The 26,668-nt window shown below is 63.2% G+C and carries 28 protein-coding genes and 1 pseudogene; 19 read left to right on the forward strand and 10 right to left on the reverse strand.

Annotation, left to right across the window (positions count from 1 at the left end; translation table 11 throughout):
* Positions 1–46: 46 nt before the first annotated feature.
* Both zapD and NQE15_RS05570 read left to right on the forward strand, forming a co-directional pair.
* On the forward strand, positions 47–805 hold the full coding sequence (gene zapD / locus NQE15_RS05565; protein WP_265947311.1) for a cell division protein ZapD: 759 nt from the start codon (positions 47–49) through the stop codon (positions 803–805).
* Positions 805–1,011, forward strand: a complete 207-nt coding sequence (locus tag NQE15_RS05570) for a DNA gyrase inhibitor YacG (RefSeq protein ID WP_265947313.1) — start codon at positions 805–807, stop codon at positions 1,009–1,011. Before zapD ends, NQE15_RS05570 begins: the two co-directional genes overlap by 1 nt.
* Before the next feature lies 1 nt (position 1,012).
* Here NQE15_RS05570 and NQE15_RS05575 read toward each other — a convergent pair whose 3' ends face one another.
* Both NQE15_RS05575 and NQE15_RS05580 read right to left on the reverse strand, forming a co-directional pair.
* On the reverse strand, positions 1,013–1,957 hold the full coding sequence (locus NQE15_RS05575) for a Nudix family hydrolase (RefSeq protein ID WP_265947315.1): 945 nt from the start codon (positions 1,955–1,957) through the stop codon (positions 1,013–1,015).
* On the reverse strand, positions 1,957–2,844 hold the full coding sequence (locus tag NQE15_RS05580) for an ATP-binding protein (RefSeq protein WP_265947317.1): 888 nt from the start codon (positions 2,842–2,844) through the stop codon (positions 1,957–1,959). The genes NQE15_RS05575 and NQE15_RS05580 overlap by 1 nt, the downstream gene beginning before the upstream one ends.
* A gap of 46 nt (positions 2,845–2,890) precedes the next feature.
* Between NQE15_RS05580 and NQE15_RS05585 the strand changes: the two genes are divergently transcribed.
* Complete coding sequence (locus NQE15_RS05585; RefSeq protein ID WP_265947319.1) at positions 2,891–4,126, forward strand: murein transglycosylase A; 1,236 nt, start codon at positions 2,891–2,893, stop codon at positions 4,124–4,126.
* Between the two features lie 157 nt (positions 4,127–4,283).
* Complete coding sequence (locus NQE15_RS05590; protein WP_265947321.1) at positions 4,284–5,486, forward strand: ammonium transporter; 1,203 nt, start codon at positions 4,284–4,286, stop codon at positions 5,484–5,486.
* A 134-nt stretch (positions 5,487–5,620) separates the two neighbouring features.
* On the opposite strand, the gene NQE15_RS05595 is transcribed toward NQE15_RS05590, so the two are convergent.
* Entirely contained in the window at positions 5,621–6,100 is a 480-nt protein-coding gene (locus NQE15_RS05595; protein ID WP_265947323.1) for a VOC family protein, read from the reverse strand.
* A gap of 100 nt (positions 6,101–6,200) precedes the next feature.
* Here NQE15_RS05595 and NQE15_RS05600 point away from each other — a divergent pair, with 100 nt between their 5' ends.
* A complete protein-coding gene (locus tag NQE15_RS05600) occupies positions 6,201–6,347 on the forward strand; it encodes a hypothetical protein (protein ID WP_265947325.1) in 147 nt (48 codons plus the stop codon).
* Positions 6,347–6,865 carry a peptide-methionine (S)-S-oxide reductase MsrA gene (msrA, locus tag NQE15_RS05605; RefSeq protein ID WP_265947327.1) on the forward strand — a complete coding sequence of 173 codons (519 nt, stop codon included), beginning with the start codon at positions 6,347–6,349 and terminating at the stop codon, positions 6,863–6,865. The genes NQE15_RS05600 and msrA overlap by 1 nt, the downstream gene beginning before the upstream one ends.
* Before the next feature lie 114 nt (positions 6,866–6,979).
* On the opposite strand, the gene NQE15_RS05610 is transcribed toward msrA, so the two are convergent.
* A complete protein-coding gene (locus NQE15_RS05610) occupies positions 6,980–7,315 on the reverse strand; it encodes a hypothetical protein (protein ID WP_265947329.1) in 336 nt (111 codons plus the stop codon).
* A 155-nt stretch (positions 7,316–7,470) separates the two neighbouring features.
* Here NQE15_RS05610 and hflX point away from each other — a divergent pair, with 155 nt between their 5' ends.
* The 3 genes from hflX (at position 7,471) to NQE15_RS05625 (ending at position 9,885) form a co-directional block, all read left to right on the forward strand.
* On the forward strand, positions 7,471–8,805 hold the full coding sequence (gene hflX, locus NQE15_RS05615) for a GTPase HflX (protein ID WP_265947331.1): 1,335 nt from the start codon (positions 7,471–7,473) through the stop codon (positions 8,803–8,805).
* Between the two features lie 5 nt (positions 8,806–8,810).
* A complete protein-coding gene (locus NQE15_RS05620) occupies positions 8,811–9,566 on the forward strand; it encodes a pteridine reductase (protein ID WP_265947333.1) in 756 nt (251 codons plus the stop codon).
* 133 nt (positions 9,567–9,699) lie between these two features.
* Positions 9,700–9,885 carry a hypothetical protein gene (locus tag NQE15_RS05625; protein ID WP_265947335.1) on the forward strand — a complete coding sequence of 62 codons (186 nt, stop codon included), beginning with the start codon at positions 9,700–9,702 and terminating at the stop codon, positions 9,883–9,885.
* 116 nt (positions 9,886–10,001) lie between these two features.
* Here the strand turns inward: NQE15_RS05625 and NQE15_RS05630 are convergent, their stop codons facing one another.
* The gene (locus NQE15_RS05630) at positions 10,002–10,610 is read right to left on the reverse strand and encodes an OmpA family protein (protein WP_265947337.1); all 609 of its coding nucleotides are present in this window, start codon (positions 10,608–10,610) and stop codon (positions 10,002–10,004) included.
* Positions 10,611–10,801: 191 nt separating this feature from the next.
* Between NQE15_RS05630 and NQE15_RS05635 the strand changes: the two genes are divergently transcribed.
* The 8 genes and pseudogenes from NQE15_RS05635 (at position 10,802) to grxD (ending at position 18,238) form a co-directional block, all read left to right on the forward strand.
* Positions 10,802–11,800: a sulfate ABC transporter substrate-binding protein gene (locus tag NQE15_RS05635; RefSeq protein ID WP_265947339.1), complete on the forward strand. Its 999-nt coding sequence runs from the start codon at positions 10,802–10,804 to the stop codon at positions 11,798–11,800.
* Positions 11,801–12,673: a sulfate ABC transporter permease subunit CysT gene (gene cysT, locus NQE15_RS05640; protein ID WP_265947341.1), complete on the forward strand. Its 873-nt coding sequence runs from the start codon at positions 11,801–11,803 to the stop codon at positions 12,671–12,673.
* A pseudogene (gene cysW, locus NQE15_RS05645) lies at positions 12,670–13,532 on the forward strand (sulfate ABC transporter permease subunit CysW). Before cysT ends, cysW begins: the two are co-directional and overlap by 4 nt.
* Positions 13,532–14,599 carry a sulfate/molybdate ABC transporter ATP-binding protein gene (locus NQE15_RS05650; protein ID WP_265947343.1) on the forward strand — a complete coding sequence of 356 codons (1,068 nt, stop codon included), beginning with the start codon at positions 13,532–13,534 and terminating at the stop codon, positions 14,597–14,599. The pseudogene cysW and the gene NQE15_RS05650 overlap by 1 nt, the downstream one beginning before the upstream one ends.
* 72 nt (positions 14,600–14,671) lie before the next feature.
* Positions 14,672–15,922: a glutamyl-tRNA reductase gene (gene hemA / locus NQE15_RS05655; RefSeq protein WP_265947345.1), complete on the forward strand. Its 1,251-nt coding sequence runs from the start codon at positions 14,672–14,674 to the stop codon at positions 15,920–15,922.
* Between the two features lie 82 nt (positions 15,923–16,004).
* Positions 16,005–17,087, forward strand: a complete 1,083-nt coding sequence (prfA, locus tag NQE15_RS05660) for a peptide chain release factor 1 (protein ID WP_265947347.1) — start codon at positions 16,005–16,007, stop codon at positions 17,085–17,087.
* Positions 17,088–17,089: 2 nt separating this feature from the next.
* On the forward strand, positions 17,090–17,902 hold the full coding sequence (gene prmC, locus NQE15_RS05665) for a peptide chain release factor N(5)-glutamine methyltransferase (RefSeq protein ID WP_265947349.1): 813 nt from the start codon (positions 17,090–17,092) through the stop codon (positions 17,900–17,902).
* Positions 17,903–17,914: 12 nt separating this feature from the next.
* Positions 17,915–18,238 carry a Grx4 family monothiol glutaredoxin gene (gene grxD / locus NQE15_RS05670; protein WP_265947351.1) on the forward strand — a complete coding sequence of 108 codons (324 nt, stop codon included), beginning with the start codon at positions 17,915–17,917 and terminating at the stop codon, positions 18,236–18,238.
* Between the two features lie 62 nt (positions 18,239–18,300).
* Here the strand turns inward: grxD and NQE15_RS05675 are convergent, their stop codons facing one another.
* From NQE15_RS05675 to argH, 3 genes are all read right to left on the reverse strand, one after another.
* Positions 18,301–18,648 carry a carboxymuconolactone decarboxylase family protein gene (locus tag NQE15_RS05675; protein ID WP_265947353.1) on the reverse strand — a complete coding sequence of 116 codons (348 nt, stop codon included), beginning with the start codon at positions 18,646–18,648 and terminating at the stop codon, positions 18,301–18,303.
* A gap of 72 nt (positions 18,649–18,720) precedes the next feature.
* Positions 18,721–20,004 carry a serine/threonine-protein kinase gene (locus NQE15_RS05680; RefSeq protein WP_265947355.1) on the reverse strand — a complete coding sequence of 428 codons (1,284 nt, stop codon included), beginning with the start codon at positions 20,002–20,004 and terminating at the stop codon, positions 18,721–18,723.
* Between the two features lie 3 nt (positions 20,005–20,007).
* On the reverse strand, positions 20,008–21,393 hold the full coding sequence (gene argH / locus NQE15_RS05685) for an argininosuccinate lyase (protein ID WP_265947358.1): 1,386 nt from the start codon (positions 21,391–21,393) through the stop codon (positions 20,008–20,010).
* 45 nt (positions 21,394–21,438) lie between these two features.
* Here argH and NQE15_RS05690 point away from each other — a divergent pair, with 45 nt between their 5' ends.
* Positions 21,439–22,452, forward strand: coding sequence for a sensor histidine kinase (locus NQE15_RS05690; protein WP_265947360.1), 1,014 nt, complete (start codon positions 21,439–21,441; stop codon positions 22,450–22,452).
* Positions 22,431–23,207, forward strand: coding sequence for a LytR/AlgR family response regulator transcription factor (locus NQE15_RS05695; protein ID WP_265947361.1), 777 nt, complete (start codon positions 22,431–22,433; stop codon positions 23,205–23,207). Before NQE15_RS05690 ends, NQE15_RS05695 begins: the two co-directional genes overlap by 22 nt.
* Before the next feature lie 6 nt (positions 23,208–23,213).
* Here NQE15_RS05695 and NQE15_RS05700 read toward each other — a convergent pair whose 3' ends face one another.
* Together NQE15_RS05700 and pepN are read right to left on the reverse strand one after the other, a co-directional pair.
* Positions 23,214–23,771 (reverse strand): response regulator, encoded by a 558-nt coding sequence (locus NQE15_RS05700; protein ID WP_265947362.1) that lies wholly within the window; start codon positions 23,769–23,771, stop codon positions 23,214–23,216.
* Positions 23,772–23,931: 160 nt separating this feature from the next.
* Positions 23,932–26,535 carry an aminopeptidase N gene (gene pepN, locus NQE15_RS05705; protein ID WP_265947364.1) on the reverse strand — a complete coding sequence of 868 codons (2,604 nt, stop codon included), beginning with the start codon at positions 26,533–26,535 and terminating at the stop codon, positions 23,932–23,934.
* Between the last annotated feature and the right edge of the window lie 133 nt (positions 26,536–26,668).

Below are 26,668 nucleotides of genomic sequence, written 5' to 3' on the forward strand. Positions count from 1 at the left end.
TAGCTCAAAATCCACACAATTTTCCGTTTCTTCGGACACTGGCCGCGTGATAACTTACGAATACCCGTTCAACGAACGCATCCGCACGCTGCTGCGTCTGGAGGATCTGTTCGAAAAAACGGCGCATTTCGCTCAGGGCGATGGCCAGCTCGAGCACCACACGGCGCTCGTCACGATGTTCGAAATCCTTGAGGTGGCCGGTCGCGCCGACCTTAAGATGGACCTCATCCAGGAACTCGAACGGCAGCGCCAGACCTTGCTGGCCTATCGCAACAATCCCGATATTTCGGAGGAGGCGCTCTCCGGCGCACTCTACGAAATTGAACAATCATCGGCGGCGTTGCTTGGCATGACCGGCAAGATCGGCCAATACATGCGCGACAACGACTGGCTGATGGGTATCAAGAGCCGGGCGGCGATTCCCGGTGGGGTCTGCGAATTCGATCTGCCGTCTTATCACTGGTGGCTGCACCGCGATCCTGAAATGCGTCGCGAGGCACTGGCGGGATGGACCAAGCCGCTGATGCCGCTACGCGACGCGGCAGCCATCGTGCTGCGCCTGCTGCGCTCAAGCGGCCGGCCGAAGAGCTACACGGCGCCGAACGGCCAGTTTCAGCTCAACCTTGGCGGGACCGCGGCCCAGATGGTGCGCGTGACGCTCGATATCGACGAGCCGGCAATTCCCGAAGTCAGCGCCAACAAGTATTTTCTCAACATCCGCTTCACCAAGCCGCCGACCAGCGAACTCAAGGCGCGGGGCTGCGAGCGCGATGTCGCCTTCGACCTGACCTTCTGCAATCTCTGATGGCCGAGAACAAGGTTCGCAAGGTTCGTTGCCCGCAGTGTGGCGGCGAATCGCTGTGGTCGCCGGAGAATCCGTGGCGGCCGTTCTGTTCCGAACGCTGCAAGCAGATCGATCTCGGTTGCTGGGCCAGCGACTCGTACCGGATTCCGGTGCAGACGCAGCCGGGCGAAGTGGACGGCGAACTGCCCGACTCGCCGGAATCCTGAGTTACCAGCCGCGCATCAGCGCGATACCGTGGGCGCCGTGTCGTTGCGCTGCGGCCAACATCTCCAGCTTCATGCCGCCCAGGGCGAACACCGGCAGCGTATTGCCCTGCACTTGGCGCTCGAACTCCACCCAGCCCAGGCCATCCGATTCCGGGTGGGTCGGCGTCGGCAGGACCGCTCCGAGCAGCGCGTAGTCCAGTCCCAGTTCGCCGGCCCGGGCGATTTCCGCGGCGCTGTGGCAGGAGGCACCGAGCCAGGTGAATTCGGGACGGCTGGTGCAGCTGGCCAGCCGGCCAGCAGATAGGTGCAGGCCATCGGCACCGACTTGGCGGGCGATTTCTTCATCGTCATTGATGACCACCAGCGCCCCATGATCGTGGGCGAGGCGGACAACGGCCTCGGCGAAGCGCAAACGTTGCGCCGGCGGACAGCCTTTGTCGCGGACCTGGATCAGACGCAGGCCGGCCTCCAGGGCTTGTTCCAGGCGTTCGAGCTGGCGCTCGGCGCCCTCGGCTTCGGCCATCGTGATCGCCATCGCGGTCGGCATGGCCAGCGCCTTGAGAATCGGATCGTTGGCCGGCAGGATGGGGGCGACGCTGGCGGCGGCGCCGCACTGCTGCCAGGCGACCGCCGAATGCTCGAGCGGGGCGGTGATGCCGATCTCGCCCTCCCAGGCCGTAACCCGCCAGAAATTGAGGCGCACCGTGGCGTGCGGGTAGGTGAATTGACGGGTCAGCCACGGCGAGCAGGCGGTGACGGTGATCCCGAGTTCTTCCTGCAATTCGCGAATCAGCGCGGCGCGCACCGTTTCGCCGGGCTCTACCTTGCCGCCGGGGAATTCCCAGTAGCCGGCGTAGACCTTGCCCTCCGGGCGCTGGGCGAGCACGAATTCCCGGCCGTCCGCCCGCAACATCACGGCTGCAGCGACTTCGACGATAGTGCTCATCAGCCGGTCTTCTTCGTTGTCTTCTGCTGGCCGGCCAGGTCGCGGGCGAATTGCCAGGCGACGCGACCGGAGCGCGAGCCGCGGCTCAGTGCCCAGTTCAGCGCATCGCGTTCGCAGGCGGCGATTACCTTGTCGCTGACGCCAAGGTAGCGTAGCCAGTGATTGACGATGTTCAGATAGTCGTCCTGGCTGAAGGGGTAGAAGGAGATCCACAGGCCGAAGCGTTCGGAAAGCGAGATTTTCTCCTCGGTCGCTTCGCCGGGGTGGATCTCGTCGTCGACGCGTTTTGTTTCCAGATTCTCCGAAAAATACTCCGGCATCAAATGGCGGCGGTTCGAGGTGGCATAAATCAGCACGTTGTCGGGCGGTGCCGCGACCGAGCCGTCGAGAACTGATTTCAGAGCTTTGTAGGCGGTTTCGCCGGCCTCGAAGGACAGGTCGTCGCAGAAGATGATGAAACGTTCCGGCCGGCCTTCGATGAGATCGACGATGTCCGGCAGGTCGACCAGATCCTCCTTGTCGACCTCGATCAGGCGCAGGCCCTGGGCGGCGTATTCATTGAGCACCGCCTTGACCAGCGACGACTTGCCGGAACCGCGCGAACCGGTCAGCAGCACGTTGTTGGCGGTCTTGCCGGCGACGAACTGGCGCGTGTTGGCGGTGATGCGTTCCTTCTGGTCGTCGATGTTGTTGAGATCGGCGAGGCGGATCGGATGCGGGTGGCGCACGGCCTGCAGCCAGCCGCGCTCGTGGCTCTTGCGCCAGCGGAAGGCGATCGCCGCCGCCCAGTCGAGCGCCGGGGGCGGCGGCGGCAGGGTGGCCGCAAAGCGCTCGAGGGTGGCCTCGGCACGGGCAAGCAGGCGTTCGAACTGAAGGGGATCGGTCATCGGGGCAGGTATACTTTGGGCGAAGCCCCGAACTCTATCGAAACCCATGCCAAAAATCCAAGCCGCTTTCCTTCTTGCCCTCAGCTTGCTGGCCGGCTGCTCGACGGTCCCGCGCAGCGAACCGTCGCTGGCAGCCTGCGCGCCCTGCGCGGCCTGCCCCAGTTGTCCGCCGGTGCAGGCAGCCGCCACGCCGCCGGTTTTTTCGCGCAGCCTGCTGCCGGGCACCTGGGCCGACTTGCCAGGCTGGGCTGAAGACGACCACGCCGCCGCCTGGCCGGCCTTTCTGCTGTCTTGCCGCGGCATGGCCAGCAAACCCCATGGCCCGGCCTGGAAGCGGGTCTGTGATCTGGCGCGGGCGAGCGATGGCAAGGCGGGCCACAATGCGCGACGCTTCTTCGAGCAAAATCTGCAGCCCTATGCCGTCGCCGCTGGCGATGCCCTTGCTCAGGGCGCCACATCGCCGGCGGCCAGCGGGATGATCACCGGCTATTACGAGCCGCTGCTGCGCGGCAGCCGCAACCGCGTCAAGGGCTTCGAACAGCCGGTGCGGGGCGTCCCCGACGATTTGCTGACCATCGACCTGTCGGCGGTTTTCCCCGAACTCAAGGACAAGCGCGTGCGCGGCCGCCTGGAGGGCAACAAGGTTGTCCCTTACTGGTCGCGGGCCGAAATCGGCGCCCGCGGCGATGCCTTGCCGAGCAAGACGCTGCTTTACGTAGACGATGCAGTCGAGTTGTTCTTTCTCCAGGTCCAGGGCTCGGGGCGCGTCAAGCTCAAAGATGGCAGCACGGTGCGCCTGAATTACGCCGATCAGAACGGCCATCCCTATCAGTCGATTGGCCGGCTCCTGGTCGAACGCGGTGAACTGAAGCTGGAAGAGGCCTCGATGCAGGGCATCCAGGCCTGGGCGCGGGCCAACCCGGCACGGCTGGATGAGCTGCTCAATGCCAATCCAAGCTATGTCTTCTTCCGCGAAGCGCCAAGCGGCAACGATGGTCCGATCGGCGCGCTGGGCGTGCCCTTGACGGCCGAGCGGAGCATTGCCGTCGATCCGCGTTCGGTGCCGCTGGGCGTTCCGGTCTTTCTGGCAACCACCCGGCCCAACTCGGCGCAGCCGATGAATCGCCTGGTCATGGCCCAGGATACCGGCGGGGCGATCAAGGGGGCGGTGCGCGCCGACTTTTTCTGGGGCTTCGGCAAGGCTGCCGGTGAGCAAGCCGGACGCATGAAACAGAGCGGCCGCCTGTGGGTTCTGCTGCCCCCCGAGGCCGCCCCGAAATAAGGCATGGTTGCACCGATAGTGAGCGCGTGGTTCGTTTTTCGCACCAAACAGGTGCTGTTTTTCGCGGAATGCAATTTGCAACGCACTGATTTGTAACATCTTTGATGCACTGGAATGGTGCTTGCTTTTCACCCCGGATTCTTTGTCTGGGGGTTTCATGGAAACAGTTCAATCCGGCAGCAATGTGCTGTTCATCCTGCTTGGTGCCATCATGGTGCTGGCTATGCATGCAGGTTTCGCCTTTCTCGAGGTCGGTACCGTTCGTAAGAAGAGCCAGGTTAATGCCCTGGTCAAGATCCTGACCGATTTCGGCATGTCGACCATTGCCTATTTTTTCATCGGTTACAGCATCGCCTACGGCGTCAATTTCTTCTCCGGCGTCGAGACGCTGATGGAGAAGAACGGCTACGAGCTGACCAAATTCTTCTTCCTGCTGACTTTCGCCGCCGCCATTCCGGCCATCATCTCGGGCGGCATTGCCGAGCGCGCCAAGTTCAATCCGCAGTTGATCGCCACCTTCCTGCTGGTCGGTTTCGTCTATCCCTTCTATGAGGGCATTGCCTGGAACCAGGCGTTCGGCATTCAGGCCTGGTTGAAGGCGAGCTTCGGCGCCGAATTCCACGATTTCGCCGGTTCCGTCGTGGTGCATGCCATGGGCGGCTGGATCGCGCTGCCCGCCGTGCTCCTGCTCGGTGCGCGTTACGGACGCTACACCAAGGATGGTCGGATGTCGGCGCATCCGCCCTCATCGATTCCTTTCCTGGCGCTGGGGGCGTGGATACTGACCGTCGGCTGGTTCGGCTTCAATGTTATGAGCGCGCAGACGCTGGACAAGATTTCCGGTCTGGTGGCCCTCAATTCGTTGATGGCCATGGTCGGCGGTACCCTGGTGGCGCTGGTCGTCGGCAAGAACGACCCGGGCTTCGTGCACAACGGTCCGCTCGCCGGCCTGGTCGCCGTCTGCGCCGGTTCCGACCTGATGCACCCGATCGGGGCGCTGGCAGTCGGCGGTATCGCGGGCGGTCTGTTCGTCGTGATGTTCACCCTGACCCAGAACCGCTGGAAGATCGACGACGTGCTCGGCGTCTGGCCGCTGCATGGCCTCTGCGGCGCCTGGGGTGGGATTGCCGCGGGCATCTTCGGCAGCACGGCACTCGGCGGGGCGGGTGGCGTCTCCCTGATGTCGCAATTGATCATGACCGGGCTGGCCATCGTGGTCGCCCTGGCCGGCAGCCTGCTCGTCTATGGCAGCCTGAAAGCCGTCATCGGTCTGCGTCTGGGCCAGGAGGAAGAATACGAAGGCGCCGACCTCAGCATCCACAAGATCACTTCAACACCGGAGCGCGAACCGAACTGGTAACAGTGATCAGAAACAATTAAGTCTGTCGGACTGTAGTTATTGGAGAGGCCCGGCGATTGCCGGGCCTCTATTTTTGAACTTTGTTCGGCCAGCGCCGCCGTTCGCAGCCGGCAGAAAAGGACGATCGATGAGCGTCAGCCGAGCCGGGCCGCTTCGATCGCAGTGATGTCGATCTTCCCCATCTGCATCATCGCCTCGAAAGCGCGCTTGGCCGCCGCGCGATCGGGGTCGGTGATCGCGGCAGTAAGGGCGCGTGGCGTGATCTGCCACGACAGGCCCCACTTGTCCTTGCACCAGCCGCATGCGCTTTCCTGGCCACCGTTTCGGACAATTGCATTCCACAAACGGTCGGTTTCGGCCTGGTCGTCAGTCGCGACCTGGAAGGAGAAAGCCTCGTTGTGCTTGAATTCCGGCCCCCCGTTCAGGCCGATACAAGGGAGGCCGATAACGCTGAACTCGACCACCAAGACATCGCCCTGCTTGCCAGCGGGATAGTCGCCAGGCGCGCGATGGATCGTTCCCACCGCGCTGTCTGGAAATGTCTCGGCATAGAATTGTGCGGCTTCTACTGCAGTGCCGTTGAACCAGAGGCAAATCGTGTTCTTGCTGACCATTTTGGTTCTCCGATAGATGAAGGACATGGCTCAAACCATGAAGACCGCCCGATTTCTTGGGTAATTAACCGCTTGTGGCCGTGTGCACGGATTGGGAATCATGCCAGCCAGCGGTCAAACGGTTCAGCAGTTTGACCGCTGGCTGGCGCTTAAATTTCAGCTTGTTCCTGCGTTACGCTTTATCCCGCTCGACCTGATGGAAGCCGAGGGCTATGGTGAGTACATTGAACAAGTGGAGGTTTGGTAATGGCTAATCCTGAACGCGCAGTCCTTGCCGGCGGATGCTTCTGGGGTATGCAGGAGCTGATTCGTCGCCTGCCGGGCGTCCTCGCCACCCGTGTCGGTTACACCGGCGGCGAAGTGCCTCACGCTACCTATCGCAACCACGGCAGACATGCGGAGGGGATCGAAATAGTGTTCGATCCCGACCGGCTGAGCTACCGACAGTTATTGGAATATTTCTTCCAGATCCACAATCCCTCGACGCGCGACCGCCAGGGCAACGACAGCGGACCGTCCTATCGCTCGGCAATCTTCTATGTCGACGATCGCCAGCGACAGGTCGCGCTCGATACCATTGCCGACGTCAATGCGTCCGGACTCTGGCCCGGCGAGGTGGTGACCGAGGTCGAACCGGCCGGCGATTTCTGGGAGGCCGAGCCCGAGCACCAGGATTATCTCGAACGCCATCCCGGCGGCTACACCTGCCACTTTCCCCGTGCCAACTGGATTCTCCCGCGACGAGGCGCGAAAGCAGAGGGGTAGCTGTACAACACACCTGCAGGGATGGTCACGAAAATCCGTGACCATCGCTATCTGCCTCATCTGAGGGCTTGCGGAGTCCCGTAAAGCCTGCAGTCCAAGCAGAATCAGCCTGGATCAAGCTTTCGCGTCGTGGGCGGCGCTCAGTTTTTCCGACACGAACTCGCCCCGGGACGTCGAGTTGTTTTCCTGGTTGTTCGCCGCGCACCAGGCAAAGAACTCTTCGGGAACGATCTGGCATTCAAGGGCGAGAACGCCCGAGCGCTGGAAGTTTCGGCGCGCGGCAACGGCCATCGTTTTCCATTTTGTGAATGACTCCTCGAAACATTCGGGGTCGGTGGCCGTGGCCTTGACCTGGCTCCAGGTTTCCTCGGTGTACCAAGTGACGCCGATGACCAGCGACTGGCTGCGGCGTTTTGCTTTCAAGCTTTGGTATAGCGTCGGTTTTCTCATATTCAAGTGGGGGCGGGAATTAGCAAGGCGTCTGGCGGTGTTTGTCCGGACGTACCGACCTTGTGTCGGGTACGGGTAGCGATGGCCATTATCGCTTGTGCATTGCATTGGCGGGTACTATCCGTTTTTGTTCATCGAAGAGAAGCAATTTCCGCATGCAAATAGAAGTTAATGAGAAGCCCAAGTACGCCGTGGTGGCGGCCGTGCAATTGCCGAGCGTCAGCGATATCGAGTTCGAGGCGTCGCTGGCCGAGTTGCGCGAGCTGGCTAAGACACTGGGCTTCGAAGTCGTCCGCACCTTCATCCAGAAACGCGCCGGCTTCGATACGACGGCTTACCTGGGCGTCGGCAAGCGCCAGGAAATCCACCACTTCGTGAACAACGAAGCTGGTTATGTGGAAACCGCCAGCGCCGGCCCGTGCGAGATCGATGCCATTCTCGTTGACCACGAGATTTCACCGTCGCAGGCGCGCAATCTCGAAGTCGAGGTCGGCTGCGAGGTCATGGACCGCACCATGGTCATCCTCGAAATTTTTCACCGCAATGCGCGTTCCCGCGCCGCCAAGGCGCAGGTCGAAATCGCCCGTCTCGGCTACATGGCGCCGCGCCTGCGCGAGGCGGCCAAGCTGGCCGGGCCGCAGGGGCGGCAGCGCAGCGGCGTCGGCGGCCGCGGGGCGGGCGAGTCGGCCACCGAACTGGATCGCCGCAAGATCCGCGACCGGATCGCCGAACTGCAACTGGAAATCGTCGCCATGGACGCCGAGCGCCAGACGCAGCGCGCCCGCCGCCAGGAGCGCCAGGGCCTGGCCAGCGTCGCGCTGGTCGGCTACACCAATGCTGGCAAGTCCACGCTGATGCGGGCGCTGACCGGCAGCGAGGTGCTGGTCGCCAACAAGCTGTTCGCGACGCTCGACACCACCGTGCGCACCCTCTACCCGGAAAGCGTGCCGCGTGTGCTGGTCAGCGACACAGTCGGTTTCATCAAGAACCTGCCACACGGCCTCGTCGCCTCCTTCAAGTCCACGCTCGACGAAGCGCTCGACGCCGCGCTGCTGCTTCATGTCATCGATGCCAGCGACCCCGGCTTCGAACGCCAGCTCGAGGTTACCGACAAGGTGCTGGCCGAGATCGCGGCCGATGGCGTGCCCCGCCTGCGCGTCTTCAACAAGATCGATTACGTCGGCGATGAGACGGCCCAGGCAGAATGCGAAGCGGCGCTGCGGGCGCAGTATCCGGATTGTGTCGTGATGAGCGCCCGCCGGCCGGAGGATGTTGCCCGGCTGCACCAGACGATCGTCGCGTTTTTTCAGCGGGATCTGGTCGAGACTGAGCTCTTTCTGCCCTGGTCGGCCCAGCAACTGCGCGGCGAACTTTACGCCAGGTGCCAGGTGCTGGCGGAGCGCGCCGACGGTGATGGTGCCTTCTTCCATATCCGCGGCGAGGCGGGTACCGTGGCCAGCCTGCGCCAGCAGTTTGGCGAGGCGCGCTGACGATCATGAGCCAGCCGACCGTTCTTGTTACCGGGGCCAGTCGTCGCGTCGGTGCCGCCATTGTGCGCGAACTGCACCAGGCGGGCCTGAACGTGGCCATCCACTACCGGCACTCGGCAGCGCCCGCGGCGGCACTGGCCGATGAATTGAATGCCTTGCGCCCGGCTTCGGCGGCGATCTTCGCAGCCGATCTCGACTGCCTGGAAGACATTCCCGGGCTGGTCGATGCCGTCATCTCCCGCTTTGGCGGCTTGTTTGCCCTGGTTAACAATGCCTCCACCTTCTTCCCGACGCCGGTCGGCAGTGTCGACGCGGCGATCTGGGACAATCTCCTGAGTTCCAATCTGCGGGCTCCGTTCTTCCTCGCTCAGGCTGCCGCTCCCCACCTCAAGGCAAGCGGCGGGAGCATCGTCAATATCACCGACATTCATGCCGAGCGGCCGCTCGCCGGCTTCCCGGTCTATTGCGCCGCCAAGGGCGGGCTGCTCAATCTGACGCGGGCGCTGGCCATCGAACTGGCTCCGGCGATCAGAGCCAACGCGGTGGCGCCAGGGGCGATCGACTGGCCGGAAGACCGTGCGGCCTTTTCGCCGAAAGAACAGGCAGCGATCGTCGAGCACACGCTATTGAAGCGGGTGGGCACGCCCCGCGACGTAGCGCGGGCAGTCAAGTTCCTGATCCTCGATGCGCCTTACGTGACGGGCCAGGTTCTCAACATCGATGGCGGCAGGAGCGCGCATCTTTCTTCTCCCGACAAATAATTGGCTTCTGCCAGTTTCTTGCCGGTTGTGAGGTATTTCACTGCCTGCTGTCTGGCCCTGGCGTAAATTGACTGCATCCAGGGAAAGAACATTCCTTAGATGGAAGCGACGTAATTTGGTGACGAGGGATGTCATGCGCAGGATCAACGAACAACGCTCGAATGCCGATCGGCGGGCCACCGAAATCGGACCGCCGGACGGTTGGCGCGAGCGGCGCAAGACGGTCGAGCGGCGGCGGCCCGAGGTTCAGGAAATTCCGTTTTCCGAATGGCTTTCGCACTTGCCCGGCAAGCTGGTCAAGGAAACTCACGAAGCGTGACCTGATCGCTCAGTCATCTCGAAAAGCAGAAGGCCTCGCCATTGGGCGAGGCCTTCTGCTTTTCAGTCTCTTGGTGGGGCAAGGATTTGGCGGTCCGGCCCGTGTAGTGGAAGACCTTAGTCTTCCTTTTCGTAGACCACGTCAGCGCGCCGGTTTTCGGCCCAGGATTCCTCGTCGTGGCCCTTCAGCTTGGGCTTGTCTTCTCCTAGCGTTTTAATGACGACCTGCTTTTTCGGCGCGCCATGGCCGATCATCGTGTTGCGGACCGTCTCGGCCCGCTTCAGGCCGAGTTGGCGATTGAAGTCGCTGCTGCCGCGCTCGTCGGCATTGCCTTCAATGCGGACGCGGGCCTTCGGGTTGGCGACCAGATAGCGAGCGTGAGCGCGCAGGGCGGGATCGTAGTCGGCCTTCATGCCGGCGCTGTTGTAGTCGAAATAGACGCTGCGCTGCGTGCGCAGGCCGGTCTGATCCATTCTGATCGACGACTCGGGTGCGGTGGGGGGGGCGTCCTTTGCCGGCAGGTTGTTCTGGCTGGGCTGGCTGGTTGTCGCGGGTTGAGTTTCGCTTTGCAGTTCCGCCGGGACCGGTTGGCCGAGCAGGCCTGGATGCACCTTGAGCGGGCCGCTCTGCGAGATATGCTTGCTCGGCGGGAGGTCTTCCTTCATCGCGGCACAGGCGGCGAGCAGGGAGGAAAGAAGGAGGGTGACTGGCAGGGAGGCGCGCATCTGGGCAATTTCGGCGGCGTGGAGAATGTCGAATGATAGCCGCTCGATGAATTGGCGAACAGGGTTGAATATTCTCGGGAGGGGTCGGAGTCGTATTTTTATGCTGGAATGCGATAATCAAATGCTAATTTTGTCTTTGTGGTTATAAATGATTCGGCTAAATTGCCCATCGTCATTCGATGAGGTGAGCCATGTCCCAATTCCGCAAATCAATTTCCGGCCTTCTGCTGGCCCTGGTGGCCAGCGCCGCCCTGGCCGATGCCACGCTGCTCAATACGTCCTATGACGTTGCCCGCGATGTCTACAAGGATTACAACCCGCTGTTCCAGAAGTACTGGAAGGCGAAGGCGGGTGAAAGTATCGAACTGAAGCAGTCGCACGGTGGTTCCACCAAGCAGGTGCGCGCCGTCGCCGATGGCCTGGAAGCAGATGTGGTGACCATGAATCAGGCCAACGACATCGAGTTCCTGGCCGAAAAAGGGCTAGTCGCCAAGGACTGGACCAAGAAATTCCCGAACAACGCCTCGCCCTATACCTCGACCATGGTCTTCATTGTCCGCAAGGGTAATCCGAAGGGCATCAAGGACTGGTCCGACGTTGCCGCCACGGGCGTCCAGATGATCATTCCGCACCCGAAAAACACCGGCAACGGCCGCAACACCTATTTGTCGGCCTGGGCCTGGGCGCTCAAGCAGCCGGGCGGCAACGACAAGACAGCGCAGGAATTCCTCGGCAAGCTGCTCAAGAACGCCCCGCTGTTCGCCGCTGGCGGCCGCGATGCGACGACGACCTTCATGCAGCGCCGGATGGGCGATGTGTTGATCACCTTCGAATCCGAAGCCGAGATGATCGCCAAGGAATTCGGCAAGGGCGAGTTCGAGGTGGTCTATCCCAGCCTGACCATGCAGACCGAGTTTCCGGTGGCGCTGGTCGAGAAGGTGGTGGACAAGAAGGGCACCCGCAAGCAGGCCCAGGCTTACCTCGAATACCTGTGGTCCAAGGAAGGTCAGGAGAATGCCGCGCAGAACTACCTGCGGCCGCGCGACCCGGAAATCCTCAAGAAGTACGCCGCGTCTTTCCCGCCGGTCAAGACCTTTACCGTCGATGAAGTGTTCGGTGGTGCCAACAAGGCCTTCGCCACGCACTTCAAGGATGGCGGCAGCTTCGACCAGATCTACGTGCAGAAATAAATGGCGGCAAAAACCCACCGCGTGTTGCCCGGCTTCGGTCTGGCGCTGGGCTACACGCTGGTCTATCTCTCGCTGTTGATCCTGCTGCCCCTGGGCGGCATGGTCTTGAAGGCGTCCGAACTCGGCTTCGGGCAGATCATCGACATCGCCCTCGGCGAGCGCTCGCTGGCCGCCTTTCGCGTGACCTTCGGCGCCTCGCTGCTGGCGGCGACGATCAATGCCTTCTTCGGCCTGATCGTGGCCTGGGTCCTGGTGCGCTATCCCTTCCCCGGCAAGCGCTTTGTCGATGCCCTGGTCGATCTGCCTTTCGCGCTGCCGACCGCGGTCGCCGGCATCACGCTGGCCACGCTCTATGCCGGCAACGGCTGGCTCGGCCGCTACCTCGAACCGCTCGGCTTGAAGATCGCCTATACGCCGTGGGGCATCGTCGTTGCCCTGACCTTCATCACGCTGCCCTTCGTCGTCCGCACCCTGCAGCCGGTGATCGAGGACATCGAGACCGAAGTCGAGGAGGCTGCCGCCTCGCTCGGCGCTTCGCGCTGGCAGACCTTCGTCAAGGTCATTTTTCCGGCCATCTTCCCGGCCCTGCTCACCGGCTTCGCGCTGGCCTTCGCCCGCGCCGTCGGCGAGTACGGCTCGGTGATCTTCATTGCCGGCAACCTGCCGCTGATTTCGGAAATCACCCCCTTGCTGATCATTTCCAAGCTCGAGCAATACGATGTGCTGGGCGCCACGGCGCTGGCCGTGGTCATGCTCGCCCTGTCCTTCATGTTGCTGCTGGCGGTCAATGTCCTGCAGTGGTGGACGGCCAATCGCCACAAGAACAGCGAGCCGCTCGAAGTCGCCGCGGCCAAGGCTGGAGCCGCCTCATGAAATCGACCCGGGCCACCCAGGAGCCGCGCTGGGTTCGTTACAGCCTGCTGACTATCGGCCTCGGCTTCCTGTTCTTCTTCCTCGGCTTGCCGCTGCTCGCCGTCTTCGTCGAGGCCCTGGCCCAGGGCGTGCCGGTCTATCTCGAAGCGCTCAAGGAGCCGGAAACCGCCTCGGCGATCTGGCTGACCATAGTCATCGCGCTCGCCGTGCTGCCCTTCAATATCCTGTTCGGCGTCGCCGCCGCCTGGGCCATCGCCAAATTCGAGTTCAAGGGCAAGAGCCTCTTGATCACGCTGATCGACCTGCCGTTCGCGGTCAGCCCGGTGGTCGCCGGCCTGATCTTCATCCTGCTTTTCGGTTCGCAGGGTACTTTCGGCGCCTTCCTTGCCGAACACGACCTCAAGATCATCTTCGCTGTGCCGGGCATGATCCTCGCCACGTTGTTCATCACCTTCCCCTTCATCGCCCGCGAACTGATACCGCTCATGCAGGCGCAGGGCAAGGATGAGGAAGAGGCCGCGGTATCGCTCGGCGCCTCGGGTTGGCGATGTTCATGCGCGTCACCCTGCCCAACATCAAGTGGGGCCTGCTCTACGGGGTGATCCTGTCGAATGCCCGGGCGATGGGCGAGTTCGGCGCGGTGTCGGTGGTTTCCGGCCACATCCGCGGCGAGACCAACACCCTGCCGCTGCACGTCGAGATCCTCTACAACGAATACAACGCCATCGGCGCCTTTGCCGCAGCTTCCATCCTCGCCCTGTTGGCCCTGGTCACGCTGGTCGCCAAGACCGTCGTCGAATGGCGCATGAAGAAGGAAACCGAAATGCTGAATACCGTGCTGGCGCCGGAGAAAACCTGATGAGCATCGAAATCCGCAACATCTCCAAGCGCTTCGGCAATTTCGTCGCGCTCGACAACATCAACCTCGACATCCCGACCGGCGAACTGGTCGCCCTGCTCGGCCCCTCGGGCTGCGGCAAGACGACGCTGCTGCGGATCATCGCCGGTATGGAAAGCGCCGACGGCGGCGAGGTCCTGTTCTCGGGAGAAGATGCTACCCACCTGCATGCCCGCGAGCGCGAAGTCGGCTTCGTCTTCCAGCATTACGCCCTGTTTCGCCACATGACGGTGTTCGAGAACGTCGCCTTCGGCCTGCGCGTCAAGCCGCGCAAGGAGCGGCCGTCGGACGCCGAGATCAAGCGCCGGGTCATGGAACTGCTCGGCCTGGTCCAGCTCGACTGGCTGGCCGACCGCTATCCGTCGCAGCTGTCCGGCGGCCAGCGCCAGCGCATCGCCCTGGCCCGGGCGCTCGCCGTCGAGCCGAAAGTGCTGCTGCTCGACGAACCCTTCGGCGCCCTCGACACCAAGGTGCGCAAGGAACTGCGCCGCTGGCTGCGCCGCCTGCACGACGACATGCACATCTCCAGTGTCTTCGTGACTCACGACCAGGAAGAGGCGCTCGAAGTCGCCGACCGCGTGGTCGTCATGAACCACGGCAAGATCGAGCAGATCGGCTCGCCGGACGAGGTCTATTCCAGCCCGGCCTCGCCCTTTGTCTATCAATTCCTGGGCAATGTGAACGTTTTTCACAGCCGGCAGCAGGGCGCCTATGCCGAGGTCGAGCGCGGCGCGGCGGCCGAGAAGGCGATGGCCTTCGTCCGCCCTCACGATATCGACATCACCCATCAGCCGAGCGATGAAGGGCTGCAGGCCACGGTGCAGCATGTCCATCCGATCGGTCCGGTGGTGCGCATCGAGTTGCTGCACGGCAGCGAAATCATCGAGGTCGAGCTGTCGCGCGAGCGGCACGAGGCGCTGCAGCTGGCGGCCGGCCAATGCGTCTGGTTCCGGCCGCGCCAGATGAAAGTGTTCGGCGCCGACGCCGAGCCCCTGTCGGCACCCGAAAAGCAGGCGTTTTTGTTCTGATCCTGCGCAAGGGAGGCCTCCGGGGGCGGGTGCTATAATCGGCCCCCATTTCGTGCACGCCAGCCCAATCCGGTGATCTTTACCCTCGGCATCAACCATCACTCCGCACCGCTCGCCATTCGTGAGCGGGTGGCGTTCAATGCCGACAAACTGCATCACGCCCTGGCCGACCTGACCCACAGCCAGCCGGTCAAGGAAGTGGCGATCCTCTCGACCTGCAACCGCACCGAAATCTACTGCTCGGCCGAAACGCCAGAAGTGGTGATCGACTGGCTGGCCCGCTACCACCAGCTCGAACGCAGCGAATTCGCGCCCTACCTCTACACCCACGACCAGCCGGAAGCGATCCGCCACGCCTTCCGCGTCGCCAGCGGCCTCGATTCGATGGTTATCGGCGAGCCGCAGATTCTCGGCCAGATGAAGGACGCCGTGCGCGTCGCCGAAGAGAGCGGCACGCTCGGCACGCAACTGCACAAGCTCTTCCAGCGCTCCTTCTCGGTCGCCAAGGAAGTGCGCAGCACGACGGCGATCGGCGCCAACATCGTCTCGATGGCGGCGGCCGGGGTGCATCTGGCCGAGCGCATTTTCGAGTCGCTGGAGACCCAGCGCATCCTGTTCATCGGCGCCGGCGAAATGATCGAACTGTGCGCCGCCCATTTTTGCGCTCGCCAGCCGAAGCAGGTCACCATCGCCAACCGCACGCTGGAACGCGGCCGGGCACTGGCCGAGCGCTTCAACGGCACGGCCATTCGCCTCGATGAACTGGGCGAGCACCTAGCGCAGAACGATATCGTGGTTTCCTGCACGGCCAGTCCGTTGCCCATCATCGGGCTCGGCATGGTCGAGCGGGCGGTCAAGGCGCGCCGGCATCGGCCGATGTTCATGGTCGACCTGGCGGTGCCGCGCGATATCGAAGAAGAAGTCGGTGAGCTGGACGATGTCTTCCTGTACACGGTCGACGATCTGGCCCAGGTCGTCGAAAGCGGCATGGAGTCGCGGCAGGCGGCCGTGGTCGAGGCCGAGGACATCATTGCCACCCGGGTGCACGATTTTCTCGGTTGGCTGCAGGCGCGCGAGGTCGTGCCGGTCATCCGTTCGCTGCGCGATTCGGCCGAACGCATGCGCCGGCATGAGCTTGAGCACGCTGTCAAGCTGCTGGCCAAGGGCGAGGCGCCGGAAAAGGTGCTTGATCACCTGTCGCACCGCCTGACCAATAAATTGCTGCACGCCCCGACCCAGGCACTGAATCAGGCCGAAGGCGGCGAACGCAGCGAACTGCAGTCCGCGGTCAGCCGGCTCTTCCACCTGCATTCAAACGACTGAGCGGCAGTCGTGCGCCGCCGGCAAGCGGCGTTCTCGGGTACCATTACGCCCCCCTGAACCATTTAGCTGACCGGCTCCCGAAATGAAATCGAGCATCCGCCAAAAACTGGTATTGCTGGTCGATCGCCTCGACGAGATCGATCGCATGTTGTCGGCGCCGGGCACGGCCAACGACATGGACCAGTTCCGCAAGCTGTCGCGCGAACGCTCCGAAATCGAGCCGGTCATCGTCCAGTTCAATGCCTTTCGCCTGGCTGAAAACGATCTGGCCGAAGCCGAAGCGATGCGCGACGATCCGGAAATGCGCGATTTCGCCGAAGAGGAAATCGCCAGCGCCAAGGCGCGCCTGCCCGAACTCGAAATCGAATTGCAGAAGCTGTTGTTGCCGAAGGACCCCAACGACGAGCGCAGCGTGCTGCTCGAAATTCGTGCCGGGACTGGCGGCGACGAGTCGGCACTGTTCGCCGGCGATCTTTTCCGCATGTATTCGCGCTACGCCGAGCGCCAGCGCTGGCAGGTCGAAGTGATGTCGGCCAGCGAGTCCGAACTTGGCGGTTATCGCGAAATCATTTGCCGGATCGGCGGCAACGGCGCCTATTCCCGGCTCAAGTTCGAATCCGGCGGCCATCGGGTGCAGCGCGTGCCGGAAACCGAAACCCAGGGCCGCATCCATACCTCGGCCTGTACCGTGGCGATCATGCCGGAAGTCGATGAGGTCGAGGACGTCAACCTCAATCCGGCCGACCTGCGCATCGATACCTTCCGCGCCTCCGGGGCCGGCGGGCAACACATCAACAAAACCGACTCGGCGGTGCGCATCACGCATATCCCGACCGGCATCGTCGCCGAATGCCAGGATGGCCGCTCGCAGCATGCCAACAAGGCATCGGCGATGAAGGTGCTGGCGGCACGCATCAAGGACGTCCAGGTCCGCGCCCAGCAGGCCCATATCTCGAGCACCCGCAAGAGCCTGATCGGCTCCGGCGACCGTTCCGAGCGCATCCGTACCTACAACTTCCCGCAGGGCCGGATTACCGATCACCGCATCAACCTGACGCTGTACAAGATCGCCGCGATCATGGACGGCGACATGGACGAACTGCTCGGCGCGCTGGCCGCCGAACACCAGGCCGACCTGCTGGCCGAACTGGCCGAGCAGAACTGAGCATGACCCTGGGCGAGGCGCTGGCCGCAGCCAGGCAGCGGATCGACCGGCTCGACGCCCGCCTGCTGCTGCAATATGCCACCGGCTTCAGCCATGCCGACCTGCTGGCGCGGCCGGAAACGCCGATTATCGCGCCGGCTTACACGCAGTTTTCAGAATGGGTCGAGCGCCGCGCCGCCGGCGAGCCGCTGGCCTACCTGGTCGGCGAGGCCGAGTTCCGCGGCCAGGTTTTTCAGGTGTCGCCGGCGGTATTGATCCCGCGGCCGGAAACCGAGGTTCTGATCGATCTGGCCCTGGAAAAGCTGCGTGGTCTGAGTACGCCGAGAGTGCTCGATCTCGGTACCGGCTCAGGCATCGTCGCCATCTCGCTGGCCCTGGAGTGTCCGGCGGCCGAGGTGGTGGCGGTCGATATTTCGCCGGAAGCAGTGACCGTCGCCCGCAACAACGCCGGGCGTCTGGGGGCGGCGGTCGATTTCCGCACTAGCGACTGGTATGCAAACCTGGCCGGCGAGCATTTCGATCTGATCGCCTCCAACCCGCCCTACGTTGCCGGCGGCGACCCGCATCTGGCGCTCGACGGCCTGCCCTACGAGCCGCAACTGGCGCTGACCGATGGCGCCGACGGCCTAGACTGCATCCGGCGCATCGTGGCCACTGCGGCGGCGCACCTGAATCCGGGCGGCTGGCTGCTCTTTGAGCACGGCTACGATCAGGGCGAGGCGAGCCGGAACTTATTGGCTGCAGCCGGGTTCAAAGAAACATTCACTCATCCCGACCTGGCCGGCACCGACCGTGTTTCAGGCGCTTATCTGTAATCTGGAGAAACCATGTCTGACGTGCAGCAACGCATCCGCGAAACCGTGACCAACAATCCTGTCGTCCTTTACATGAAGGGCGATGCCCGTTTTCCGCAATGCGGGTTCTCCGCCACTGCGGTGCAGATTCTCAAGGTCTGTGGGGTCAATGAATTCGTCACGGTCAATGTGCTGGCCGACGAGGAAATCCGCAATGGCGTCAAGGAATACGCCAACTGGCCGACCATCCCCCAGCTTTACATCAAGGGTGAGTTTGTCGGCGGTTGCGACATCATGAAAGAGATGTACCAGGCCGGAGAACTGCAGAAGCTGCTTGAAGGCATTGCCCAGGCCTGACCGGTTTTGCCGACAACAAAAAGCCCGCCTCTTCCGGCGGGCTTTTTGTTGTCGGCTGCCGCTTACAGGGCGGCCGTGAATTCCTCGTAGGCGCGGACCGCTTCGGCGGCATACATCAGGGCCGGGCCGCCGCCCATGTACACGCAGACGCCCAGGGTTTCCATCAGTTGTTCGCGGGTTACGCCGAGACGGATCAGGGCCTTGACGTGGTAGCCCAGGCAACCGTCGCAGCGCTGGGTGACGCCGATGGCCAAGGCCAGCAACTCCTTGTCCAGTTCGCTGAGGGCGCCGGCTTTCATCGCGTTGCTGCTCAGGGCGCCGAAGCCCTGCATGGTGTCCGGGATTTCCTTGCGAAGCGTACCCAGGGCCTTGGACAGATCGCCGGTGATGGTGCGGAAGGATTTGCTCATGCCGGATTCCTTGTTAATTATATAAGCGAATGCTTATTATAGTTCCCGGCGAGCCAGCCTGGCAAATCCGCTTCAGAGCCCGGCCAGACGCTGGTTGGCGAGGGCCAGGCGGCTGGCGAGGACTTGCACAAAGCCTTGGTAAAAGTGCATGCGGCAGGTTTCCGAGGCCTGCAGTAGGGCTTCGCCGCGGACCGTGACGATGTCGGCACTGCTCAGGGCCACGACATCGGCGCCGCGGATCGGCGGGTTCTGGCGGCTGATCAGTGCCATTTCGCCGAAACAGTCGCCCTTGACCAGAATATTCAAGGTCTTGCCGCCCTTGCACACCTTGAGTTGTCCTTCGGCCAGGAAACAGAAGAAATCGCCGGGTTCGCCGTCGTGCATGATGAAGCTGCCGGGGTCAGCGCGCCGCCACTCCGAAAAACGCATCACTTCCCAGATCTCGACATCGCTGAAATCGGCAAAGAACGGGAGGGCGCGCAGGATGTCGTATTTTTCGGTATCGACGAATTCGGCCCGGGTCTGCTGCAATTGACGCTGGCGCACCACCCGGGCGAGATCCTGGGCGAAGGCTTCCCAGGTCTGGTAGCGGGTGGCGCTGTCCTTGGCCATCGCCTTGCCGACGATGGCGTCGAGCGCTGGCGGCAGGCCGGTGCGCAGTGCCGAAGGCTTCGGGGCCTCGCTGTGGATGATCTGATAGACCATGTTGAACTGGTTGTCGGCCTCGAAGGGCAGGCGGCCGGTGAGCAACTGGAACATCACGACGCCGAGCGAATAGATGTCCGTGCGGTGGTCGAGCGGCGATTCCAGCACCTGCTCGGGCGACATGTAGGCCGGCGAGCCGATGCCGGAAACCTGGGTACGCTCGTTATGACCGTTGGTGATGGCCGCCCCGAAGTCGGAAATCTTGATGTCGGTCTCACCGACCAGCAGGATGTTGGCCGGCTTGATGTCGCGGTGGGTGATGCCCAGACGGTGCGCGAAATTGAGCGCCCGGGTACATTTGAAAATCATCTCGACGACACGGTTCACCGCTAGCAGGCGCGAGGGCTGGACATAGGCTTCCAGCGTGCCGCCGGCGACGTATTCCATGACGATGTAGCAGAGTTTTTCGGCGACCACCGCATCGTAGATCTGCACGATGTGCGGGTGATTCAACTTGCCGACCAGCGATGCCTCGTTCAGGAAGAGGTGGGTGTAGAGCTTGCCTTTCTTGGGGTCGTTCAACACCTCGGGGGAGGCGACCTTGATCGCCACGTCGCGCTGGGCGAAGGGGTCGTGAGCCAGGTAGACCGTACTGCTCGCCCCTTCGCCAAGCTTCCTGATCAGCTCGTACTTGCCGAGCTTCCTAATCATTTTTTAGAGGCGGTTACGGGCCCGGGCGATGGCGGCGCGGACCTGTTCAGGGGCGGTGCCACCGATGTGGTTGCGCGAAGCCAGCGAGCCTTCGACGGTCAGGACGGCGAAGACGTCGGCTTCGACCTGCGGGCAGAAGGCCTGCAATTCGGCCAGGGAGAGTTGCGGCAGATCGACACCCTTCTGCTCGGCGGCCTTGACGGCATGGCCGACGGCTTCGTGCGCGTCGCGGAAGGGCAAGCCCTTCTTGACCAGGTAGTCGGCGAGGTCGGTGGCCGTGGCGAAACCTTGGGTCAGCGCGGCTTTCATGGCTTCCGGGCGAACCGTGATGCCACAGGCCATGTCGGCAAAGATGCGCAAGGTGTCGGTCACCGTATCGACGGCGTCGAACAACGGTTCCTTGTCTTCCTGGTTGTCCTTGTTGTAGGCCAAGGGCTGCGATTTCATCAGGGTCAAGAGGCTCATCAACTGGCCATAGACGCGGCCGGTCTTGCCGCGCGCCAGTTCCGGCACATCCGGGTTCTTCTTCTGCGGCATGATCGAGGAGCCGGTGCAGAAGCGGTCGGCGATCTGGATGAAGCCGACGCGCGGGCTCATCCACAGCACCAGTTCTTCCGAGAGGCGGCTGATGTGCATCATCAAGAGCGAACAGGCGGCAGTGAATTCGATGGCGAAATCGCGGTCGGACACGGCATCCAGCGAGTTTTCGCAGACGCCGTCGAAGCCCAGTTCGGCGGCAACGAATTCGCGGTCGATCGGGTAAGTCGTGCCGGCCAGGGCGGCGGCGCCGAGCGGCAGGCGGTTGGTGCGTTTGCGGGCATCGGCGAAACGCTCGGCATCGCGGCCGAACATTTCGAAATAGGCCAGCACGTGGTGCCCAAAGGTGACCGGCTGGGCAACCTGCATGTGCGTGAAGCCGGGCATCGGCGTCGCGGCTTCCTTGTCGGCCAGGTCAACCAGCGCGCTGCGGAAGGCCTTGATCAGGACCAGAATGTCATCGATCGCATCGCGCAAGTAGAGGCGGATGTCGGTGGCGACCTGGTCGTTGCGCGAACGGCCGGTGTGCAGGCGCTTGCCGGCATCGCCGACGAGCGCGGTAAGGCGTTTTTCGATATTCAGGTGCACGTCTTCGAGGTCAAGTGACCATTCGAACTGGCCCGCTTCGATTTCCGCGGTGACGATGGCCATGCCGCGCTCGATGTCAGCCAGGTCGGCAGCGGCGATGATGCCCTGCTTGGCGAGCATCCTGGCGTGGGCCAGCGAACCGCGGATGTCCTGGCGCCACATGCGCTGGTCGAAATCGACCGAAGCGGTGTAACGTTTGACGAGATCGGAAACCGGTTCTGAGAAACGGCCGGCCCAAGTGTATTGCGTGGCGTTGGAAGTCATGACTGTGGTCTAGAATGGGGCGGTTAAGCGAAAAACGCGTCGAGAATGACAAGTATACGGCACTTTCCTGCGACTCACCCCTTGCCCGACTGGCGCAATTTCGGGGTGATGCTCCGTGTCCTGCTCGGCGTCAATCTCCTGGCCTTGCTCGCCGCGCTGGTCCAAGTTCCCGACTTGCCAGCCTTGCCGGGGCGTTACGTCGAGCTGACCGCCGTTGTCGAGCCCTGGTTGCTGATCTACCTGGGCTTGTTGTCCATCCTGCGCAATGCCTTGTGGCGCTTGCCGCTACGCCTCGGGCAGGGGCTGGTTCTGGCGCTTGCCGGTGGGCTGGCCTTCGGCCTCCATGCCTACTGGCAGTCGCTGATGCCCGGCGATTCCGGCAGCCCTTGGCGTGCTGCCGTGCTGGCTACTGCGATCGCAGCGGCCTTGCTCGGCTACTTCGAACTGCGCTCGGGGGCCTTCTCGCCTGCCCAGGCGGAGGCGCGGCTGGCTGCGCTGAACGCCCGCATCCGGCCGCACTTCCTGTTCAATTCGCTGAATGCCGTGCTTTCGTTGATCCGGGCCCGACCGCAGCAGGCCGAAGAAGCATTGGAGTCATTGTCCGACCTGTTCCGGGCGGCGATGCGCGATCCCGGCGAACTGGTCAGCCTGTCAGATGAAATTGAGCTCGGCAAACAATACCTGGATTTGGAACGGCTGCGCCTCGGCGAGCGGCTGGCGGTCGACTGGCAAATCGGGATAGTTCCCCTGGATTTGCCGATCCCGCCGCTGATGTTGCAGCCGCTGCTGGAGAATGCCGTCTATCACGGCATCGAGCCGGCACCCGAAGGCGGGACTGTGCGTATCGCCATCGCCCAGCGTGACGAAGTGCTGAGCATTTCGATCACCAATCCGACTACAGCTCATTACCACCGTGCAGCCGGTAACCAGATCGCCGTCGCCAATCTCCGCGAGCGCCTGGCCTTGTATTACGATCTCGAGGCCAGGCTCGAGATCAATGCCGGCGAGCAGCTTTACGAGGTCCGCATTTCACTGCCATGCCCAAAGAAAATCCCCTGAAAATCCTGCTGGTCGATGACGAGCCGCTGGCTCGGGAGCGCCTGCGCGCCCTGCTCGCCGATATCGCCATGCAGTTGCCGAGCGAAGTCGTCGGAGAGGCTGGCAACGGCGTGCAGGCCCTAGCTTTTTTGCGTGAACATCCGGTCGATGTCGTGTTGGTCGATATTCGCATGCCGGGCATGGATGGCATCGAGCTGGTCGGTCATCTCGGTGCTTGCGAAAAACCGCCGGCGGTCATTTTCACGACGGCCTACGACAATTATGCGGTGCAGGCTTTCGATCTCAACGCGGTCGACTATCTACTCAAGCCGGTGCGCACCCAGCGCCTGTTGGTCGCCTTGCAGAAGGCGCGCGGTGCGCAGCCGCCCGATGCCGAAATGCTCGCCGGCATCGGCCGCGCGGTGCGCGGCGGCGGGCGGACCCACCTCTCCTGCCATGAGCGCGGCCGCCTGCTGCTGGTTCCGGTGGCGGAGGTGCTCTACTTCAAGGCCGACCTCAAGTACGTCACGGCCCGTACCGTCGAGCGCGAATTCCTGCTCGACGAGGCGCTGACCCATCTCGAGGGCGAGTTTGCCGACCGTTTCATCCGTCTGCACCGGGCGGTCCTGGTTGCCAAGAACGCGCTGGCCGGTTTCGAGAAGGCAGCCGACGACGATGCCGATGCCTACGGCTGGGCGCTGCTGCGCGGGGTGACGGACAAGCTGCCGGTCAGTCGCCGCCAATGGGGCGCGGCCAAGGCGGCCCTGGTCAGCTGAAGCGGGTTAGCCGCCGGCTACAGCCTGCAGTATGGGTTCAACTATGCGCGAGGCGGCGCGGCGCGGCACGAAATGGTCATCGAGCAGGCGCTCGATCCGGAAAAACACTTCGTGGCGCGAGAAGGGCTTTTTCATGAAATCGTCGGCACCGATCCGGGTGCCGAAAAACTGTTCCATGGCCTGCTCGTTGCCGCTCATCATGATCACCGGAATGTCGCGGGTCCGCGGATCGCGGCGAATCGCGCGCAGGGCTGCGAAGCCGTTCATGCCGGGGAGCATGATGTCGAGAAAGATCAGTTCCGGGCGGTGGTGCTGTAGCTGGGTCAGGCCGCTCTCCGCGTCCAGCGCTTCGAGCGTCTCGTAACCCGCCGAGCGCAGGAATTTCCTGAGGACGGTGACGATGGTCTTGGAGTCATCGATGATCAGTACCTGGGTGCCTTCGCGGGCATTGACCCGCTGCCGGGTCCGGCGTTCGCCGGCCGCGAGTTCGGGTAATGCCTCGGGGTGGGGTAGCGACGGCTCTTCTCGTCTGAATAGCGCCCTGAGTTGTTCCAGTATGCCCACGACTACTCCCTTCAATAGATCGATCGCACGCTTCGGGTCCCGTGTCGAGCCGAATCTTGCGGCGACACGGCGTCCGAAATTGCGCTATGTCTTTCTATTTTAGGATGCTAATTGCATTTAACCGTGGCTATTTGACCTGTGTTGAGAAATATTTCCGCTTTTACGTTGATTCTTGTCCGAGAACTTTCGAAATCACCTCGAAAACGTCACCAGACAGCCCGGGTTGCCGGCGGATCATTTCCAGGGCTTGGCGCGCTGCCGTCTGGCGGTTGGCGTCGAATTTCTTCCAGCGGTCGAAGCAGCGCGCCAGCCGCGAGGCGACTTGCGGATTGAGCGGATCGAGCTCGATGATCCGTTCGGCCAGGAAGGCATAACCGCTTCCGTCGGCGGCGTTGAAGCGGACAAGGTTGGCGCCGAAGTTGCGGAGCAGCGAATAGACCTTGTTCGGATTGGTGATATCGAAGGCCGGGTGGGCGGTGAGCTTCTTGACCGTGGCCAGCGTGCTCGGCAGGCGGCTGCCGGACTGGGCGACCAGCCATTTGTCGACGACCAGCGCTTCGTGCTGCCAGCGCTGGTAGAAATCGGCGAGCGCCGGTTCGCGTTCCGGGCAGTCGGTCTGGGCCAGTGCGGCGAGCGCGGCGAACTGGTCGGTCATGTTGTCGGCGCTGTCGAATTGCCGAACGGCCAGTTGGCGTGCGGATTCCGTGTTCAGCTCGAGCAGGTAGCCGAGGCAGGTGTTGCGCAGGGCGCGGCGGCCGGCTTCCGCGCTGCTCGGGCTATAGGCTGCGCTGGCGGCGAGCGCGGCATAGACGCCGGCGAACTCGGCTGCCAGCTGTTCGGCCAAGTGCCGGCGCAGGGCATTGCGCGCGGCATGCAGGGCATCCGGATCGATTTCGGCGAGGGCCTCGGCCAGGGTCGATTCGCCGGGCAGGGTCAGGGCTTCGGCGACGAAGGCAGCGCCGCGTTGGTTGTGGGTGTGCAGCAGACGGCGCGCCGCATCGACGAAACCGGCCGGCCAGGCCGGTTCGCGGCCGGTGGCGATCGCTGCCGTGGCTTCGAGAATCAGTTGCGAGGCCAGGCGCTGGCCGGCCTCCCAGGCGTTGAAGGCATCGCTCTCGAAGGCCAGCAGGTGGGTCAGCTGCTGCGGGCTGTAGGCGAAATCGAGCACGACCGGGGCCGAAAAGTCACGCAGCAGCGAGGGCACGGGTTCGGCGCCAATGTCTTCGAAGGCAAAGGCCTGCGTGGTCTCCGTGAGCAGCAGGGTCTGTTCGCTGCCGGGCAGGATGTTTCCGGTCGCATCGAACAGCGCGACGCGGATCGGGATCAGGTAGGGCTGCCGGTCGCTGGCCCGCGGGTTGCTCTGGCTGAAACTCAGCGTGTAGCGGCGGGCCGGCGCATCGTAACGGGCGGTCGCCGCAACCTGCGGCGTGCCGGGCTGGGCATACCAGCGCATGAATTGCGTGAAGTCGAAACCCGAGGCGGCGGCCATCGCGGCGACGAAATCCTCGCAGGTCACGGCCTGGCCGTCGTGGCGGCGGAAGTATTCGTCCATGCCCTTTCGGAAGCCGTCGCGGCCGATCAGCGTCTGGATCATGCGGACGACTTCGGCGCCCTTTTCGTAGACGGTCGCCGTGTAGAAATTGTTGATCTCGACGAAGGAAGCCGGGCGCACCGGATGCGCCATCGGGCCGGAATCCTCGGGGAACTGCGCAGCACGCAGGCCGCGCACCTCGCGGATACGGGCCGTTGACTGGTCGTGCAGATCGGCGCCGAATTCCTGGTCGCGGAAGACGGTCAGGCCTTCCTTCAGCGAGAGCTGGAACCAGTCGCGGCAGGTGACGCGGTTGCCGGTCCAGTTGTGAAAATACTCATGGGCGACGACGCGGTCGATGTTCTCGAAATCGACGTCGGTCGCCACGTCGGAGCGGGCCAGCACGTACTTGGTGTTGAAGATGTTGAGGCCCTTGTTCTCCATGGCCCCCATGTTGAAGTCGCCGACGGCGACGATCATGTAATGCTCGAGGTCGCATTCCAGGCCGAAACGCTGTTCGTCCCAGCGCATCGATTTCTGCAGCGCCGCCATGGCATGCGGGCACTGGTCGAGCTTGCCCGGCTCGACGTAGATGGCGAGCTGCACCGTGCGTCCGGAGGCGGTCTGGAAAGTGTCGAACAGGCCGTCGAGCTTGCCGGCGACGACGGCGAACAGATAGGCCGGTTTCTTGAAGGGGTCGGCCCAGCGCGCCCAGTGGCGGCCATTCGGCTCGTCGCCCGAGGCGACCGGGTTGCCGTTGGCGAGCAGCACCGGGTAAGTCGCCTGGTCGGCATGGAGCGTCACCGTATAGGTCGCCATGACGTCCGGGCGGTCGAGGAACCAGGTGATGCGGCGGAAACCCTGTGCCTCGCACTGCGTGAAATAGCCGTCCTTGGAACGGTAGAGGCCGGAAAGGCGGGTGTTCTTGTCGGGCTGGATGCGGACCACGGTGCGCAGCGTGAAGGCTGCCGGCACGTCGGCGATGGTCAGCGTGCTGTCGCTCTGCGCGAACGGGACGCTGGCGCCGTCGAGCGTCACGCTCAAAGTTTCCAGCTCGTCGCCATCGAGTACCAGCGGCTGGCCGGCGCTGGCCGGATTGCGTCGCATCGCCAGGGTGGCGGTGACGGTGGTGCCGCCGGGTTCGATGTTGAAATCGAGATCGACGGTGTCGACCAGGTAGGCGGGCGGGGTGTAGTCCTTCAGATAAACGGTTTGGGGGGTATCGGTTTTCATTGTTTTGACGGAGCTGGGGGGGAAGCCACCGATGATACGTCAAACTTGGTTTAGCCAATTTTCTGGGGCGTGTGGCGCGCTTGCTTTCAAGCCTTTTGAGAGGCTCACAGAGGGGCTACTTCGTGCCCTTTGC

The sequence above is a fragment of the Dechloromonas sp. A34 genome (assembly GCF_026261605.1).
Taxonomy (GTDB): Bacteria; Pseudomonadota; Gammaproteobacteria; order Burkholderiales; family Rhodocyclaceae; genus Azonexus.

Excerpts from the sequence above, each read along its gene's own strand:
- NQE15_RS05570 (WP_265947313.1), top strand. The coding sequence starts at position 805 with ATGGCCGAGAACAAGGTTCGCAAGGTTCGTTGCCCGCAGTGTGGCGGC.
- NQE15_RS05575 (WP_265947315.1), bottom strand. The coding sequence starts at position 1,957 with ATGAGCACTATCGTCGAAGTCGCTGCAGCCGTGATGTTGCGGGCGGAC.
- NQE15_RS05580 (WP_265947317.1), bottom strand. The coding sequence starts at position 2,844 with ATGACCGATCCCCTTCAGTTCGAACGCCTGCTTGCCCGTGCCGAGGCC.
- NQE15_RS05585 (WP_265947319.1), top strand. The coding sequence starts at position 2,891 with ATGCCAAAAATCCAAGCCGCTTTCCTTCTTGCCCTCAGCTTGCTGGCC.
- NQE15_RS05590 (WP_265947321.1), top strand. The coding sequence starts at position 4,284 with ATGGAAACAGTTCAATCCGGCAGCAATGTGCTGTTCATCCTGCTTGGT.
- NQE15_RS05595 (WP_265947323.1), bottom strand. The coding sequence starts at position 6,100 with ATGGTCAGCAAGAACACGATTTGCCTCTGGTTCAACGGCACTGCAGTA.
- NQE15_RS05600 (WP_265947325.1), top strand. The coding sequence starts at position 6,201 with ATGCCAGCCAGCGGTCAAACGGTTCAGCAGTTTGACCGCTGGCTGGCG.
- msrA (WP_265947327.1), top strand. The coding sequence starts at position 6,347 with ATGGCTAATCCTGAACGCGCAGTCCTTGCCGGCGGATGCTTCTGGGGT.
- NQE15_RS05610 (WP_265947329.1), bottom strand. The coding sequence starts at position 7,315 with ATGAGAAAACCGACGCTATACCAAAGCTTGAAAGCAAAACGCCGCAGC.
- hflX (WP_265947331.1), top strand. The coding sequence starts at position 7,471 with ATGCAAATAGAAGTTAATGAGAAGCCCAAGTACGCCGTGGTGGCGGCC.
- NQE15_RS05620 (WP_265947333.1), top strand. The coding sequence starts at position 8,811 with ATGAGCCAGCCGACCGTTCTTGTTACCGGGGCCAGTCGTCGCGTCGGT.
- NQE15_RS05625 (WP_265947335.1), top strand. The coding sequence starts at position 9,700 with ATGCGCAGGATCAACGAACAACGCTCGAATGCCGATCGGCGGGCCACC.
- NQE15_RS05630 (WP_265947337.1), bottom strand. The coding sequence starts at position 10,610 with ATGCGCGCCTCCCTGCCAGTCACCCTCCTTCTTTCCTCCCTGCTCGCC.
- NQE15_RS05635 (WP_265947339.1), top strand. The coding sequence starts at position 10,802 with ATGTCCCAATTCCGCAAATCAATTTCCGGCCTTCTGCTGGCCCTGGTG.
- cysT (WP_265947341.1), top strand. The coding sequence starts at position 11,801 with ATGGCGGCAAAAACCCACCGCGTGTTGCCCGGCTTCGGTCTGGCGCTG.
- NQE15_RS05650 (WP_265947343.1), top strand. The coding sequence starts at position 13,532 with ATGAGCATCGAAATCCGCAACATCTCCAAGCGCTTCGGCAATTTCGTC.
- prfA (WP_265947347.1), top strand. The coding sequence starts at position 16,005 with ATGAAATCGAGCATCCGCCAAAAACTGGTATTGCTGGTCGATCGCCTC.
- prmC (WP_265947349.1), top strand. The coding sequence starts at position 17,090 with ATGACCCTGGGCGAGGCGCTGGCCGCAGCCAGGCAGCGGATCGACCGG.
- grxD (WP_265947351.1), top strand. The coding sequence starts at position 17,915 with ATGTCTGACGTGCAGCAACGCATCCGCGAAACCGTGACCAACAATCCT.
- NQE15_RS05675 (WP_265947353.1), bottom strand. The coding sequence starts at position 18,648 with ATGAGCAAATCCTTCCGCACCATCACCGGCGATCTGTCCAAGGCCCTG.
- NQE15_RS05680 (WP_265947355.1), bottom strand. The coding sequence starts at position 20,004 with ATGATTAGGAAGCTCGGCAAGTACGAGCTGATCAGGAAGCTTGGCGAA.
- argH (WP_265947358.1), bottom strand. The coding sequence starts at position 21,393 with ATGACTTCCAACGCCACGCAATACACTTGGGCCGGCCGTTTCTCAGAA.
- NQE15_RS05690 (WP_265947360.1), top strand. The coding sequence starts at position 21,439 with ATGACAAGTATACGGCACTTTCCTGCGACTCACCCCTTGCCCGACTGG.
- NQE15_RS05695 (WP_265947361.1), top strand. The coding sequence starts at position 22,431 with ATGCCCAAAGAAAATCCCCTGAAAATCCTGCTGGTCGATGACGAGCCG.
- pepN (WP_265947364.1), bottom strand. The coding sequence starts at position 26,535 with ATGAAAACCGATACCCCCCAAACCGTTTATCTGAAGGACTACACCCCG.